The organism is Pseudomonas sp. 25 R 14 (assembly GCF_900004755.1).
GTDB classification, from domain to species: Bacteria; Pseudomonadota; Gammaproteobacteria; order Pseudomonadales; family Pseudomonadaceae; genus Aquipseudomonas; species Aquipseudomonas brenneri.
In genome coordinates this window covers 1-14,839 of record NZ_CVTS01000042.1, presented here as the reverse complement: position 1 = coordinate 14,839, position 14,839 = coordinate 1, and the positions used below count along the sequence as shown (strand labels likewise).

Genomic DNA, 14,839 nt, shown 5'->3' with positions numbered 1-14,839 from the left:
TGGTTATACAACTGAGTGGTCAAGTCCATGCAATTACGCAATCGCAGATGTTTGTGTCCAGCATAAACTTGAACATCAAAACGATTCCCGCTCTTGATCGGTGGACTGCTCACGATCTGCCATGAAATCCGCAGTAACACCTTCACCATCAAACCAACTGTCCCAGGACTCACCCGCCGGGGTAAGAGTTCGGGCTCTGCCAATGACGATCACATCGACACGCTTAACATCGTCGGGGAACGCAGCGGCCTTGGGTAAGCGCACGGCCTGAGAGCGATTACTTAGAAATACTGAACCTTGTTCCATGCTGCACCTCTATGGATATACAAGCTATGTTTCGTGATTTTCTTGCCTTCGAGTTAGACAGTGGTGACAGGTGAAAAAAGACCCGAAGGCAGACTCACGTTACCCGCTCATTAACAGACTGGAGCCAGGGGCGACCCTTATTCACCTTTTCAGGGAGATGTCTGCGAGCCAGCACACTGAGTCTCAGGCAACCCTCTCATTGCCATGCAAATCCGTGTAAACCGACAACAGCACCTTCGACTTTATCACTGACGGTGTGCGCTCCATGGTTGAACCTGTCCAGGCCGTTATCCCAAAGAGTCTGGACCATGCCTGCCGTATGCCCGCCCCCCAGAAACTATGACCGTTAGCACTCAGTATCCTGCTTGCGTGCGGGCCTAGCCTGGCCCTGGATACCACCAGTATCACCGCCTCAGTGCTTTCACCCCATTGCCTTGCATATCAGATTGTCGGCATTTGCTTCTGGCGCCTCTGCACGCCTTTTGGCTGTACGGTCAAAACCTCGACCAAGGTCCGCCATTTCATTTCTGAACTGGTGGCGTCTAGCTACGCCACCGCCGGCAGCAATCCATGGGCCGAGATGGCCCCCCCTCTCAAGCCCTCTTGTCGGCGCGGAAGGTGGCGGCAACCTGATCACACCGAACCTGCACCGCGACAACCTGCCCCGTTTCAAGAACGTCGATGCCATCAGCCATCCAGGCGACTGGGCTGCAACACAACTGGCTTCGCAATCCGGCTACGCGTGCGCCAGTCGCACGACAGCGCTTATGCCCTATTACCTGAACACCCTGAACACCCTGAACACCCTGGGCTCACTGGCCTGGCACCATGGCCTACCGGAAAGTCTTTACCCTAATGCGCTGATGCCGAGGGTTCGTGAAGTTGGCAGGGTTTAATGAACTGTTTATGGACACAGGTGACCGATGAAGTATGATGGTGGCTAAAGGTATTACCTTTAACTATTCGAGGCTATTTATGGCAAATGCAACGTCTATCAAGATCGACGACGAGCTGAAAGGACGGATCCAACATTTGGCCCAAGCCCGTCGCAGGTCGGCACATTGGATTATGCGCGAGGCTATTGAGCAGTATGTCGAACGTGAAGAAAAGCACGAAGCATTTCGACAAGATGCGCTTAAGGCATGGGATGAGTACCAGGCAACAGGCTTGCACGCCACAAGTGAAGAGGTCGATAGGTGGCTTTCAAGCTGGGGAACTGAAAACGAACTGCCGGCGCCCGTATGCCACAAGTGATTTTTTCACCGGCTGCAATTTGTGATTTGCAGCGGCTGCGGGATTTTTTGCACCTAAAAAATTCTGACGCCGCGAAGCGTGCCGCTGAAACTATTAAGCAGAGTTTGCGGATACTGAGTGTGCAACCTCGTATTGGCCGACCCGTCGAGAACCTACCGAACGAATATCACGAGTTGTTAATTGACTTCGGTGATAGCGGCTATGTCGCGCGTTATCGAGTCGATGCCGAAATTGTGACGGTTTTGGCCGTTCGTCACCAGAAGGAGGTAGGTTATTAAATGGTCATTTGGACGATGTAGCATGAGCAGTGCCAAGCTTGAAAATCCGTTTGGACATAAGGGTGTGCGGTTGACTCAGGGCCGAGAAACGAATTCAGCTGCACGAGAGGGTTCGATTGCCCGTGGTCTGACAGACGTTGATACGGAGCGCCCGTGCAAAGTCGTACCGACGGCGCAGTAAAGAACATGGGCTACTTGCCCCAAACCCCGTCAGAGGCCTGCGGCCACAAACTGGAAGCAAACCCGACTACCGCGTAACAGCCAATCTAAACTGCCCTGACCTGGCCTCCAGCCTCCCTAAGAGCGCTAAGACCCGAATAAATCGCCTCAGGACGACAAGCCACCCTAAACCTCAACCCTCTTATTGCCCTGCAAATCCGTGTAAACCGACAACAGTACATTCGGTTTTATCACTGACGGTGCGCACGCCATCATTGAACCTGTCCGGGCCTTACCCCAAAGAGTCTGGACCATGCCTGCCGTATGCCCGCCCCCCCAGAAATTACGACCGTTGACACTCAGTATCCTGCTTGCGTGCGGACCTAGCCTGGCCCTGGATACCACCAGTATCACCGCCTCAGTGCTTTCACCCCATTGCCTTGCCTATCAGATTGTCGGCATTTGCTTCTGGCGCCTCTGCACGCCTTTTGGCTGTACGGTCAAAACCTCGACCAAGGTCCGCCATTTCATTCCTGAACTGGTGGTGTCGAGCTACACCACCACCGGCAGCAATCCATGGGCCGAGATGGCCCCTCTCTCAAGCCCTCTTAGCGGTGCAGAAGGTGGCGGCAACCTGATCACGCCGAACCTGCACCGCGACAACCTGCCCCGTTTCAAGAACGTCGATGCCATTGGCCATCCAGGCGGTTGGGCCGCCACACAACTGGCCTCGCAATCCGGTTACGCGTGCGCCAGCGGCGCGACAGCGCTTGTGCCCTACTACCTGAGCACCCTGGACTCACTGGCCTGGCGTCATGGACTACCGGAAAGCCTATACCCTGAGGCGCTGATGCCAGGGGTCCGTGAAATCGGCAGTCAAGCCTCAGCAAATATGTGGGGTAACGTTTACCCCCGACAGGGGTTTCTGGTACAGCCTGATGACTTCAAGGCCGCCGCCGTCATGGCGCAACGGGCCGGCGATGTCATCACCCGAAGCGGACAGGCGCATGTGTATTTAGCGCTCACGCCCAGCCAACGTGATGGTTACTGGCCGCCAGGCCCGATTGTTGAAAACGACGCCTCAACCCACACGTGGCAATTGCTCGCCCCTGAGGTTCAGACCACGTGCTCGATTTTCCCCAGTAATCCGGTGCAGAGCGCAGATGGCGGCTATACCTGGTCACTGTGGCGACCTTACAGCTGCTGCAAACGTGAAGGGCAGACCTTCTTGTTCAGTATCGACTTCGAGGAAGGCGCGTCATGACTCGGCGTTTCTCACTCCCCCGACGGAACAAGGCGTTCCTGCTGCTCTGCGCACTGCTGCTGTCGGTTACTCATGTGCACTCTGCGGATAACGATTACCGTCTGGGCACTCAAGGCGAAGTACTCGATGACCGGGTGATGTATACCCTCGGTGGCGGCTCCGCGGTCGGTTCACCCAGCTCGCTCTACCGTCCCAGTGGCCTCGGCGCCGGCGTGTCCTGGCGAGCCAACATGCTGTGTGGAAACATGAGCCTCAGCAACACCCTGCAAAACCAGTTGAACGGCGTCACCGAAGGTTTCCAACAAATCATGGGCAGCATTGTGCAGAACGCGACCCAGGCGGTGATGTCGCTGCCGGCCTTGATCATCCAACGCGCCAACCCTGGTCTCTATGAGTTGTTGAGCAACGGGGTGATGCAGGGTCGTATCGATTTTGATCGCTCCAAACTGACTTGCCAGGCCATGGCCGAGAAAATGGCCGATAAGGTCGATCAAGCCGGCTGGGGGGCACTGGCCAAGAACCAAGCCATGCAGGGCAATCTGGAGCACACCGGCGGTGACGCGGTGGCGGCGGTGAAAAACACCGAAACCCATAACGGGAATCAGGGACTGTCCTGGGTCGGCGGCACCAAAGCCGGCGGCGATGCTCAGCCACCGATTCGGGTCACGGCCGACGTGGTACGCGCAGGCTACAACTTGCTGCATAACCGCTCGGTGGAAGACAGTGCCTCAGTCTCCAACAGCGAATGCCTAGGCGGAGGTATTTGCCAGACCTGGGGATCACCCCAAGCAGCCTCGGAATGGGCGGTTCGTGTATTGGGCGAAACCGAAGTCGCCACCTGTGACGCCTGTGAGACCCTACGAGCCACCGCCGGCAGCGGACTGACGCCGTTGATCCAGGAAGCCTATAGCGAACAGCTCAAGGCCCTGCAGGGGCTACTGTCAGGTGCCCTTCCCCCCTCCCCCGATAATCTAGTCAATGCCTCCAGCCCGATGCTGCCTGTCACCCGGGGCGTGGTCGAAGCCCTGCGCGATGATCCCGACCAGGCGCTGCTAGCACGGCGCCTGGCCAGTGAGACCGCCCTGTCCAGCGTACTCGATAAGGCGCTGCTGCTACTGCGCACGTTGCTGGCAGGCAGTCACGAACCGAACATCGCCTCCGCGGAACCTGCCCAAACCGCCTTGACGAAAAACATCGACGCCCTTGAGCGCGAAATTCGCCTGCTGCAGACCGAACTTCAAATCCGGCAGATGTTGGCCACCAACACCGCAAGCCTGGTGCTCGATCGGCATGCTGGTGGCGCCGATGCATCGCGCAGTATCGAACAAGGCGATCCTGAACTCGGTCGGCTTCATGACGCTAACACCGAGCGCAAATAGACCTATGAAACGCTTAGGGTTGTTCCGGCTGCTTTCAGGTCTAGGGATTGCCACGGTGATGATCCTGACCGCCCTGGTATCGGCCTGGATGGGGGGCACGCTGGCGGGCAGCCTTGGCTCCTGGCAACACACACTTGAATCCGCACGGCCCTATCTGCGCGGATGGCGCGCCTTGCTCTATGGCACCCTCTGTGTGCTCTGGTGGGACCTGCTACAGCGCTACCGACACCGTTCACAGGATCAGCATCACCTAAAACGTCTCGGGGTTTTAGGGCTTGTGCTCGTGATCTGCGTCGAACTCACTCGACTGTGAGGTAAGCACCATGCTTATGAGCACTAACAGCTACCTGGAGTTTTACCTTTCTTTACTGGCCTGGATCATCAACAACGGCCTCTGGAGCGTTCTTTGCGACACAGGTCTGTTCGCCGCGCCCTTCGGTGCGATCATCCTCCAAGAGTGGCTGTCGGCCCGCCAGCAAGGTGCAGATGAGGGCAACAAAGGGCTGTTGTCGGTGCCACGGATCGAAAACCGGCTGTGGCTGGCCTACACCGTTGTCTTGTTTGGCTGCGCACCGGTCTTTCCAGTGAGCCTTACCTCGATGGTGTTCGATGATGCCGCCAGCCAGCGCTGCGGGGTCAGCGTGGCCCAGCCGACAGAAACAGCCTGGGGTACAACCTTCAATACCATAGGAGAACGCTCTGCCAATGTCCCGATCTGGTGGTTTCTGGTTCACGCCTTGAGCAAAGGGGTCACCGCATCGGCCACCGCGTCTATCCCTTGCGCACCGGATATCCGCCAGATGCGCATGGCGATCGACAGCTCGCGCATCGACAGTCAGGTATTGCTACAGGAAGTCGCCGATTTCACCCGCGACTGCTACGGCTATTCGCGCTCTCGGCTGTTCACTCAGCGCCCGCAACTGAGCAAATCACAAAGTCATGATGCGGCCTGGATTGGCTCAAGCTACTTGCTCGACACCCCCGGCTATTACGACACGGATCGCTCACGCACCCCGCGTATCAGCTGGCCGTACAACGAACGCCGCGATGTATCCTTGCCTCAACTTGAGACAGGGGCCGGCTACCCTACCTGCAAGCAATGGTGGAGCGACAGCGGTATCGGATTGCGCGAACGCTTGATCCAGCAGCTCGATCCTTCGTTACTGACTCAGCTTCACGGTTGGCTGACGGGCCGTTCGAGCAACGAGATTGAGGATGCCACTCTGCGTGAGTTGGTCAGTCCGCGTCAGCAATCAATGTCCATGTCGCCCGGTCAGGTGTACCAGGACTATGGCTCAAGTGCCCGCGGTGGCTCGATCAATCAGGGACTCAACAACCTGGCCACCAATACCGGGCTGGCCCTTGGCTCGTTTAGTAATTTTCCGGCGATGAATGCGTTGCGCGCCGCCCTGCCGATGGTCCAGGCGTTCCTGATCATGGGCACCATCATCAGCTTGCCACTGATTCTGTTGGTCAGTACTTACCAGCTGAAGACGGTTATGACGGTGACATTTGCACTGTTCACCCTGCACATGCTGACCTTCTGGTGGGAACTGGCCCGCTGGGTCGACTCAAGCATGCTCGACACCCTGTACAACCAGGTTTCAGCATCCAATCAGTTGCTGTTATCGCTTCCCACATCCGGGTTTATGGAGGGTACAGTCACCGCGCAAGTAATCGAGTATGTGATGGGAGCAATGTTTATCGTGCTTCCAATGATATTTTTGGCTGCGATGAGTTGGGCAGGATTTAGTGTCGGCTCAATAGCCGATGGAATGCTAAGTAAAGGAGTAGCTCAAGCTCAGGACGCAGGGGCAAAAGGTGCCGGGGCACTGCTGTCTGCTGGAAAAGCCTTGAAGTAGGACTGATCAATATGACTAAAGATCTTTTAAGTCAGGCTGACCGGGCGCACGACCAAATTCATACTCGCCATATGGATCGCCATATGCCTTATATCGAAGAGCGTCCTTAGGCTTGATAAAAGTACCATTAGCAATTGCCCAACACAAAACCATGAGAATCATCACGGATACCGCTAGCCATAAACTAACAATCAGTAGCCCAGTAGCGACCATCAACTTGGCAACGAGAAAGCCCCCACGCACGAGCCACTTACCTGCAGGCATACCGGCCTTAACCGCCCGCTCAGCAACGTAGGATTCAAAAGCTTTCACCTTACGATAACCACGTTTTATCGACATGCCACAGGTGTATGCCCAGCGATGAGCGCGGGAAACCTGACCAGGGTTTTGCGTTGGCATGATCTCACCCCTTTTTAAGCACACTCATGGTTGATACAGAAATAACAGCCTACTACTGAAAGCTATCCATGCATGACCATTGATCAGTTTTTCCGGCTGAAAAAACCTCAGTGGAAGCCAGTGGACTCACCCTCCAAAAGTCTCCCTCAACAACGGTTGACCCAGACAAGTCGGCCGGATAAATACAAGGTATGGAACGCTGTGATTAACAGCACCCAGCCCAGGTAGTCAGCGCCTTAAAGACTACGTCACTTCGGTGATGGCGCTTCCCAAGTGCGATAAGCGTTCGGTGGCTCGCACGGTAACCGCTTTCGCGGTGATGAACGCCTACTGCTCAGTTGAGCACCTATCGAGCGCTGCTCGCCAGGTAACCCATCCTGTTTTTCTTCAACCCACTGCGGGGAAACCCTTTCCCGCAGGGGACAGGTTTGTTCGCGTTTTAAACGGAGCCATACCATGTCCGACTCATTTAACCCTGATGCACTGAATCCCCGTCAATTACCCATTGTGTTCACCCCGGGCGCTTGGCAATACGCAACAGGGCTCGAACACTCACCTCATCCAGAGGCACTGCAGCTCAGTCAACTGAGTGAAGTCTTGCGCGCAGCTTTCAAAGCTCACCAGACCTCTCCACACCAGCGCTATGTGGTGTTCGAAGCCCCACATTCACACCACGCCCCGCGGTTGCAACTGAGCCTACACTTGCTCCTTGAGCAGGATCAGCCTGATGCGTTACTTATAGCGTTGGTCGGAGAGTACCCATGCTAGGCGTTGAACTGCCCGACACCAGCCGCTAACTGCACGATCAAAGTGCTCTCAATAGACGTTCCGCCCCCTCGGCGAGGATGGCATACCCAGGCCCAGGAAAATGCTTTGCGTGCATTTCCCTGGGCTTTTTTGTGCAATACGATCTGCGATGCAGCGTCTTCGGTAGGGGCTTGGTATAACCGGGCTTGGCCAGTACAAGCTCCGATATTGCGGTATAAATTGCAGGTAATTCGGTACGTAGGTTCCCTGTCCTACCGAGCCGAATAACATCGACGACGCGCCAGATACGCCTATGATCATTAAGCAATAACGTGTCGGGCGAACGCCCCATATGCCTGATCCTGATCACAAAGAGCGCTCTTGCTAGGACGCCCAACAAAAGCGCGGTGTTTTGCTTGCAGTGCTACCAACTCCCCAGTCCCTCAAAGAATCAGATCCAGATGTTCAGCCAGCTAACTGTTGGCACAATCAATCTTGATAAGGCTGCCGCTTTCTATGACGCGGTTCTAATCCAGCAAGATCTGTGCCGCCGTCGGCATGCTGGGTAACACCTGATCAGATGCTGCCGCGTTTTTACGTGTGTCCCCCTTATGATGGCCTGCAAGCCGGCGTGGTAAATGGCAGTATGATGGCGTTCTCTGCCCTCTCTTCGAAAGCCGTGGACTGGTTAATTTTTAAGCTCGCCGTCCCCATTGCGGGCTTTTCTTTGCCTGCTAAACTGACGCCATCCTCGAATGGAATCGACACCATGCCAAGCCAATATTCGCTCCCGGATGTACTCGAGAAAATCTACGAAAACCAGCTGGCTTTAGAGGCCGCGATCATGGAACTGACGCTTGCCATTGAACGCGAGGGCCACCCAAACGTTGGTGAAAACACCCGTGGTGCGCTGTACACGATCGGAGAAAATACTGGGCACATAAGGCAGGGTTTGGCGAAACTCAGATCAGGCACTTGCGACACATAAAAACCAAGCAAAACAAGCGTTTACCCCCCTTACACTTCGTCACCACCGAGTTGATCAGTAATCGTTTGCAATGAAGCCTGCGAAGGCTGAAGGAACCACGCTCATTCGACGATAAAGCTGAATCCATACAGCCACTGATTATTTCAGCCTATGAGCCCTCCCTCGCTGGTATCTAGCCATACCACATGACGATCTCCTTCCCCCCATTACTCAAAGCGCTCAACGAAAACCACCTAGCATTGGCCGCAGCGGTCAAAGAACTGACCAAATGGGTCGGTGATCGCGGCGCTGTAGAGACTGTCAGGAACGCGCACGGAGCGCTTGAAACGCTCACCCATAACCAGGCGTTTATAGACCTGAGCATCGCGTTGATCAGTGAACAGAACTGAAAAACTCGTTGACGCCGCGTGAGGCCTTTTTATTCTGACCTACCCGCCGCAGCTCGAACTTGAGCGTGTGGAAAAAGCACCTTTCAAGCCCGAGGATTCAGAGCAAGGGCGCCGCCTATTTTTCAACGAACGTGACTGCCGGACATCGGTACTGCCCCCCCGCTTGAATTGCACTGAAGCAGGCCAATCAATTACATCGACACTCAGATTGACCCAATCGAGTTCGTCGATAAAGACCTCGACTGCGCGCACAGGTGTTGTGCACGCGACGTAATCATCGAAGCACTCAGGTACCCACCGCGACACTGAGAGTGTGCAGACCTGTATAAGTCGTCACGTCTTCAGGCTCTCGACCAAGCAATCCACCACTTTGAGGGGGTGGCGGCTGTCAATTACTTTGTAGATCGGCCCACGTTTACTGCGGGGCATTTTTTTGCCCCCCCTGGCTGAACCCCTCTCAGCAGCTCCCCCTTCCTGCCAAGCCTGCTCGCGATGATGTTGTACGGCTTGCACTGGATGCCCGCTAATCGGCTACGAAAGAATCAAAGCCCGTTGGCGCTTCCTCGCAGAGGTACCGAGACCGATTCTATTGCGCGCCTGAGCACTGAACTCGAGACTTTGATCCTGACGCCTCATCAAAAATGTGGTTCACAGCACTACAGACCTGGCCGATTGCGCCTCCCCCATCGCAACGTGGGGTGTTGAGGTGTTAAACAATGAAGTGCCTCTCTCCTATGCCTGTCCGGAGGACCTGCGCCAGGAGCAGTATGACTTCGCCAAGCCAAAACTTACTGGCCTGAATCGTGCTCGCCTTAGCACCGAGTATGTCGACGCACACACTGCACCAGCCCGTCCAGTGCCTGCGACTTCACAGGCGCCAACACGCAGACCGTATGCTTACGTTCGCCTTCCGTCACCGTCAGGGTGTAATGCACCTGGCCGCGATTGCTGGCTTCTGGAAGCGTGCTTTGCGGCAAATGAAAGAAGTCTGCCGCCTCAATCAGTTGCCGCAACTCTTGTTGGTCCTGCTCGGGCAGCGCGTCCAGTTCGACGCTACGAGGTTTGACCAAGCCCGGAAAAAACGCCGGACCGCCGTTTTCCTTGAGCGAAATTCGCATGGTTCTTCCTCACTGCACTGGCAGTGCTGTCAGACCTTAATACCCACCGCTTCCCAACCTTTTTTGACCGCCTTCTGCTCATTCTTGTTCACACCGTACAGCCGACCGGCGATGTCGTAGGTGATACGCGCAAAACGCAAGAACCCTGAGTTCGGTCGCAGCCTCGTATCCCGTAAAGCGTCGTACCATATACGCCCTGCGCGCTCCCAGGCGAACCCGCCTATCTTTGTGGCCACCTGATAGAACGCATGATTGGGAATGCCGGAATTGATATGCACCCCGCCATTGTCGTCATAGGTTTGCACAAAATCATCCATATGCCCCGGCTGAGGGTCCTTGCCCAACAGCTTGTCGTCAAACGCGGTCCCCGGCGCCTTCATAGAGCGCAGGGCAGTGCCTTTGATCTTTTTGGTGAATAGCCCTTTGCCGATCAACCAGTCGGCGTCTTGCGCCGTTTGCTGCAACGCGTACTGCTTGATCAATGAGCCGAACACGTCCGACAGCGACTCGTTCAACGCACCGGACTGATTGAAATACATCAGCTTGGCCTCATCCTCGGTCACGCCATGGGCCAATTCATGGCCAATCACGTCGAGGGCCACGGTGAACCGGTTGAATAACTGCTGATCGCCATCACCAAACACCATCTGGGTCGAATTCCAGAACGCATTGTTGTAGTCCTGGCCAAAGTGAACGGTGGCGTCCAGCGCCATGCCCGCATCATCAATGGAGTTGCGGTCGAACACCTGGTCGAAAAAGTCAAACGTCGCGCCCAACCCGTCGTAGGCTTCGTCCACCGCCGCGTCACGGCTGGCGGGCTGCCCTTCGCCACGGATCAGCTTCCCAGGCAGGCTGTCGGTGCCTTCGGCGCTGTAGATCGACCGCCGTTTCTCGGCCCCCATCGCCCGAACCATATGAGCAGGGCCTTGGGTTGGCACAGCAAGCATGCGCAACGAACGGAACGTACTGTCCTTGGCGCGTGTCCGTAACGCGACTTCCCGCTGGGTTTTATCGCCGTGGCGTACAATCTGATCGAGCATGTACGGTGGGATTAGGCAGAAAATCGGATTGCGATGATGTTGGCGAACACACATTGGCTGGCTCCAGTTGGCGAGTGGTGAACGTCCGGGCGACCGTTTTAGGATCGCCGCCGTGGATTAGCGCGACATCAATTGTCATCAACCTATGTTGCAGTCATGTTTATTCAACGCCCGCGAGGAATGTCCGATGCCAGCACGTAAAGCCAAAGTCGACCTTTCATACCGCCCCCGGCTCGCCGACCTGCGGCCGTTACTCGCGGCCAGCCCTGCCCTTATAGAGGCACGAGCGGCGACGCTGCGGGTCACTCCCGCCAAGGACCTGAAAAACCGGCACGGCTACGCTGAGGATTTTCTCAACAGCTTCGTGGTGCCATGGCCCACAGTGGATGAAGCACTGGCAGCTGACGTGCAGCCGTTGAAGAGCGGCGGCGAGCGCCTGGACTACACGCATTTCTCCATAACGATGTCGCGCTCGCGACGATTGGCGCTTTATGTAGGGGTCAATATCGACGGCGGCCGGCCTGTGGATATTGTCCGCGGCAACGACGTGTGGGCCTACGATGGCCGCCTGCCCACCAGCGCGCAGGTGGGCGAAGACCTCTATGCCAGCAATGGGCTGGATCGTGGCCACCTGGTACGACGCCAGGATCCTAATTGGGGTGACGAGGCCGAAATCGCCAACGTCGACACGTTCCATTTCACCAATTGCTCGCCGCAGATGAGCGGCTTCAACCAAAAAACCTGGCTAGAACTCGAAGACTATATCCTCGGCAACACTCAACGCTGGAAAGCCCGAGCAACGGTGTTCACCGGCCCGGTGTTCGCCGAAGATGACCGTATTTACCGTGGCGTTAAAATCCCCAAGGCGTTCTGGAAAGTGGTCGCCTACCTCAGCGACGACGGCAAGCCCTCCGCCAGTGCCTACATGATAGACCAAAGCCGTGAACTAGGGCAGCTTGACCTGTTGTTTGGCCAGCTCAGAACCTACCAGCGCAGTGTGATTCAGATCGAACGGTTGACCGGCATTCGTTTCGGCAACCTGGCCGATTACGACGGATTCAGCAACGAAGAGCGCGCCACCGGGACGCGTATTGAAGCACTAATCCAGGGGCCTGAAGATATTCGCCTTTGACCGAGAGCCCCGGGATTTCGCTTTAACATCAAAAGAGAGGCGCCAGGAGGAAAAGGCGTCTAAGTGTTGTTGCACTGGCTCCTTATTGCCTAACCGATTGTTGCCTCGCGAGTTGCACCTGGACTGCTGCGACTGCCTCAAGAACTCTCTGCACCCAGTGCTCATCCTGCGGATGAACCACTACAACATGAAAACCATAATCATTACCTTCAACCTGCACACCCTCGAAATCATCGACGTGCAAGTCGATATCGAATGCAGGCGGAAATTTCGAGGGGATCTTCGAAAGTCCATGCACCGTCAAGGCATGGTTGGTTATGCCGAACACTGTTGCCGACACCATCAACGTGGATACCGTAGAGTAATAACCAATGCCTGATGTAGGACGGTGTCCGACCCGACGACGTGTAGACCCAGATACTGCATCCCTGGCGGCGTAACTCTCGGGCAACGGTTCGCCCAGCCAACGATGCACAAATGCAGGTAGCCGGCCTGGGCTGAGGCAGGCCAACGTGCCGTCGATATCAAACGCTGGACGCCTTCCCATCATGCTCTCCCCTGATAGGCGGACAATGGTTTGCCGCTCAGAAAAAACTCTATTGGGTCTGGAGCCTGTGACTCCAAAAAGGCGGCATATCTTTTCTCGATCTTGGGCAATTCGTACAACGCCCTTACACCAGGCTTGGCGGAATTACGTATGACCAATGATGGGTTGAAGTAGCCCTCAGCGTTGTCGAGCGTCAACACGAACGACGGCTGCCCCGCGCGCATCAGCAAATAGCTGACGATGAGCGACCCACTGCGATGGTTGCCTTCAATGAACAGTTGAAGCTTAACGACTGTATCAAAGTCTTCAAGCACATGGTTTGTGGCGTGCGGGCCTACTGCTGTCTAAGAATCAAGGTCGCCTTCTCTGGGAATCCGTAAAGAGCCTTTTTTACCCACAGCCCAACAACCTTCAGAGACTGAGAACACCCGCCCCCCTTTCCAATTAGCGCAGTTCATCCAGCAGCCCTCTCCATCTCCCTGGCCAATGGCTGACGTTTTGATGGACTCCCACGCGCTATTCGAAAACAGAAACCATCAGCGCATTGTCGACAATATAGATTTTTTCTTTGACTAAAAGAGTGGTATTGGCTAGTTTTTGTCGACTTACACTTAAAGGTGTCGACAATATGCCGAATCAGTTCGATCCTCCCACCGTGATGCAGGACGATTCGCAAACCTTGTTCGAAAACGTCTTCAGATACATTCCAGCGGCCATCGTCAAGGGGGAAAGCGCCCCAGGCAGCAAGATGTGCGAGCCGGAACTGGCGCGTACCTACGGCATCCGCCGAGGCCCGCTGCGCGAGGCGATCCACCTGCTGATGCGGGCGCCCCATGTCGAGGCGCAGGTGGTGTCCCTGAGCTATACCGAGCTGATCGCGCTCTACGAAATCCGCGAGCCCCTGGAAGGCATGGCCTGCCGCCTGGCCGCCGAGCGCATGACCGATGCCGAAATCCAGGAACTGCGCGAGGTATTGCACACCCACGAGCGCGACGAAGCGTTCCAGGCCGGTGTCGGCTACTACCAGCAGGGAGGCGACTTCGCTTTTCATTGCCGGATCATTCAAGGCGCCCGTAACCGCACCTTGACCCAAATGCTCTGCGGCGAGCTGTACCAATTGGTGCGCCTGTACCGCATCCAGTTCTCCGCCACCCCCAATCGCCCGCACCAGACGTTTGCCGAGCACCAGCGCATTCTCGACGCGATTGCCGATCGCGACGGCGAACTGGCCGAGTTGTTGATGCGCCGGCACATCGGCGCTTCCAAACGCAACATCGCCCGTCACTTCCCGGACGGCACTCCCCAATAAAAGAGGTGAGTCATGAGTTCCACAAACAAGAGCACCCCAGGCCAGCGTTTTCGTGACGCGGTCGCCAGCGAACAGCCGTTGCAAGTGGTTGGCGCGATCAACGCCAACCATGCCCTGCTGGCCAAACGCGCCGGTTTCAAGGCCATTTACCTGTCCGGTGGCGGTGTTGCTGCGGGCTCCCTCGGTGTGCCGGACCTGGGCATCACCGGCCTGGACGATGTGTTGACCGATGTGCGCCGTATTACCGACGTGTGCGACCTGCCGCTGCTGGTGGATGTGGACACCGGTTTCGGTTCCTCGGCCTTCAACGTGGCGCGCACCGTCAAGTCGATGATCAAGTTCGGTGCTGCCGCGATCCATATCGAGGACCAGGTGGGCGCCAAGCGCTGCGGTCATCGCCCGAACAAAGAAATCGTGTCCCAGCAGGAAATGGTCGACCGCATCAAGGCCGCCGTGGATGCCCGTACCGATGACAGCTTCGTGATCATGGCGCGCACCGACGCCCTGGCCGTGGAAGGCCTGGAGTCCGCGCTGGAGCGTGCCGCCGCGTGCATCGAGGCCGGTGCCGACATGGTCTTCCCCGAAGCCATTACCGAGCTTGAGATGTACAAGTTGTTCGCTTCGCGCGTGAAAGCGCCAATCCTGGCCAACATCACCGAGTTCGGCGC

At 56.4% G+C, this 14,839-nt stretch carries 16 protein-coding genes and 3 pseudogenes; 13 read left to right on the top strand and 6 right to left on the bottom strand.

Translation table 11 applies throughout. The features are described 5' to 3' along the window. Positions 1-75: 75 nt before the first annotated feature. A complete protein-coding gene (gene vapB, locus BFQ03_RS14615; protein WP_065943419.1) occupies positions 76-306 on the bottom strand; it encodes a type II toxin-antitoxin system VapB family antitoxin in 231 nt (76 codons plus the stop codon). A 382-nt stretch (positions 307-688) separates the two neighbouring features. Between vapB and BFQ03_RS29080 the strand changes: the two are divergent. The 7 genes and pseudogenes from BFQ03_RS29080 to BFQ03_RS14585 all read left to right on the top strand — a co-directional run. After that, positions 689-1,196, top strand: a pseudogene (locus tag BFQ03_RS29080) (TraU family protein); the annotation flags it as partial. A gap of 85 nt (positions 1,197-1,281) precedes the next feature. Beyond that, positions 1,282-1,560: a CopG family ribbon-helix-helix protein gene (locus BFQ03_RS14610; RefSeq protein WP_065943458.1), complete on the top strand. Its 279-nt coding sequence runs from the start codon at positions 1,282-1,284 to the stop codon at positions 1,558-1,560. Continuing rightward, positions 1,548-1,838: a type II toxin-antitoxin system RelE/ParE family toxin gene (locus BFQ03_RS14605; protein ID WP_065943418.1), complete on the top strand. Its 291-nt coding sequence runs from the start codon at positions 1,548-1,550 to the stop codon at positions 1,836-1,838. Before BFQ03_RS14610 ends, BFQ03_RS14605 begins: the two co-directional genes overlap by 13 nt. Positions 1,839-2,310: 472 nt before the next feature. Beyond that, complete coding sequence (locus BFQ03_RS14600; RefSeq protein ID WP_065943417.1) at positions 2,311-3,261, top strand: TIGR03756 family integrating conjugative element protein; 951 nt, start codon at positions 2,311-2,313, stop codon at positions 3,259-3,261. Beyond that, complete coding sequence (locus BFQ03_RS14595; RefSeq protein WP_065943416.1) at positions 3,258-4,640, top strand: integrating conjugative element protein; 1,383 nt, start codon at positions 3,258-3,260, stop codon at positions 4,638-4,640. Before BFQ03_RS14600 ends, BFQ03_RS14595 begins: the two co-directional genes overlap by 4 nt. 4 nt (positions 4,641-4,644) lie before the next feature. Then, the gene (locus BFQ03_RS14590) at positions 4,645-4,953 is read left to right on the top strand and encodes a hypothetical protein (protein ID WP_065943415.1); all 309 of its coding nucleotides are present in this window, start codon (positions 4,645-4,647) and stop codon (positions 4,951-4,953) included. Between the two features lie 10 nt (positions 4,954-4,963). Continuing rightward, positions 4,964-6,502: a conjugal transfer protein TraG N-terminal domain-containing protein gene (locus BFQ03_RS14585; RefSeq protein ID WP_065943414.1), complete on the top strand. Its 1,539-nt coding sequence runs from the start codon at positions 4,964-4,966 to the stop codon at positions 6,500-6,502. A gap of 15 nt (positions 6,503-6,517) precedes the next feature. On the opposite strand, the gene BFQ03_RS14580 is transcribed toward BFQ03_RS14585, so the two are convergent. Further along, positions 6,518-6,901: a DUF3742 family protein gene (locus BFQ03_RS14580; protein WP_065943413.1), complete on the bottom strand. Its 384-nt coding sequence runs from the start codon at positions 6,899-6,901 to the stop codon at positions 6,518-6,520. A 456-nt stretch (positions 6,902-7,357) separates the two neighbouring features. On the opposite strand from BFQ03_RS14580, the gene BFQ03_RS30645 reads away from it, so the two are divergent. The 3 genes from BFQ03_RS30645 to BFQ03_RS14570 all read left to right on the top strand — a co-directional run bounded on the left by BFQ03_RS30645 (position 7,358) and on the right by BFQ03_RS14570 (position 9,025). Continuing rightward, positions 7,358-7,669: a hypothetical protein gene (locus BFQ03_RS30645; protein ID WP_083204854.1), complete on the top strand. Its 312-nt coding sequence runs from the start codon at positions 7,358-7,360 to the stop codon at positions 7,667-7,669. A 748-nt stretch (positions 7,670-8,417) separates the two neighbouring features. Continuing rightward, a complete protein-coding gene (locus tag BFQ03_RS14575) occupies positions 8,418-8,636 on the top strand; it encodes a hypothetical protein (protein ID WP_065943457.1) in 219 nt (72 codons plus the stop codon). A gap of 185 nt (positions 8,637-8,821) precedes the next feature. After that, the gene (locus tag BFQ03_RS14570; protein ID WP_065943412.1) at positions 8,822-9,025 is read left to right on the top strand and encodes a hypothetical protein; all 204 of its coding nucleotides are present in this window, start codon (positions 8,822-8,824) and stop codon (positions 9,023-9,025) included. Positions 9,026-9,837: 812 nt separating this feature from the next. On the opposite strand, the gene BFQ03_RS14565 is transcribed toward BFQ03_RS14570, so the two are convergent. Both BFQ03_RS14565 and BFQ03_RS14560 read right to left on the bottom strand, forming a co-directional pair. Then, positions 9,838-10,143: a protealysin inhibitor emfourin gene (locus BFQ03_RS14565; RefSeq protein ID WP_065943411.1), complete on the bottom strand. Its 306-nt coding sequence runs from the start codon at positions 10,141-10,143 to the stop codon at positions 9,838-9,840. A 29-nt stretch (positions 10,144-10,172) separates the two neighbouring features. Next, entirely contained in the window at positions 10,173-11,237 is a 1,065-nt protein-coding gene (locus tag BFQ03_RS14560; RefSeq protein WP_065943410.1) for a M4 family metallopeptidase, read from the bottom strand. Positions 11,238-11,370: 133 nt separating this feature from the next. On the opposite strand from BFQ03_RS14560, the gene BFQ03_RS14555 reads away from it, so the two are divergent. Beyond that, positions 11,371-12,315: a DNA/RNA non-specific endonuclease gene (locus BFQ03_RS14555; protein ID WP_065943409.1), complete on the top strand. Its 945-nt coding sequence runs from the start codon at positions 11,371-11,373 to the stop codon at positions 12,313-12,315. Between the two features lie 66 nt (positions 12,316-12,381). Here the strand turns inward: BFQ03_RS14555 and BFQ03_RS14550 are convergent. After that, positions 12,382-12,865, bottom strand: a pseudogene (locus BFQ03_RS14550) (hypothetical protein); the annotation flags it as partial. Beyond that, a pseudogene (locus tag BFQ03_RS14545) lies at positions 12,862-13,143 on the bottom strand (hypothetical protein); the annotation flags it as partial. The pseudogenes BFQ03_RS14550 and BFQ03_RS14545, both read right to left, overlap by 4 nt. A gap of 347 nt (positions 13,144-13,490) precedes the next feature. On the opposite strand from BFQ03_RS14545, the gene BFQ03_RS14540 reads away from it, so the two are divergent. Continuing rightward, a complete protein-coding gene (locus tag BFQ03_RS14540; RefSeq protein WP_065943408.1) occupies positions 13,491-14,171 on the top strand; it encodes a GntR family transcriptional regulator in 681 nt (226 codons plus the stop codon). Between the two features lie 12 nt (positions 14,172-14,183). Beyond that, positions 14,184-14,839, top strand: a 656-nt coding sequence (gene prpB / locus BFQ03_RS14535; protein WP_065943407.1) for a methylisocitrate lyase, incomplete at its 3' end; no start/stop codon positions are given.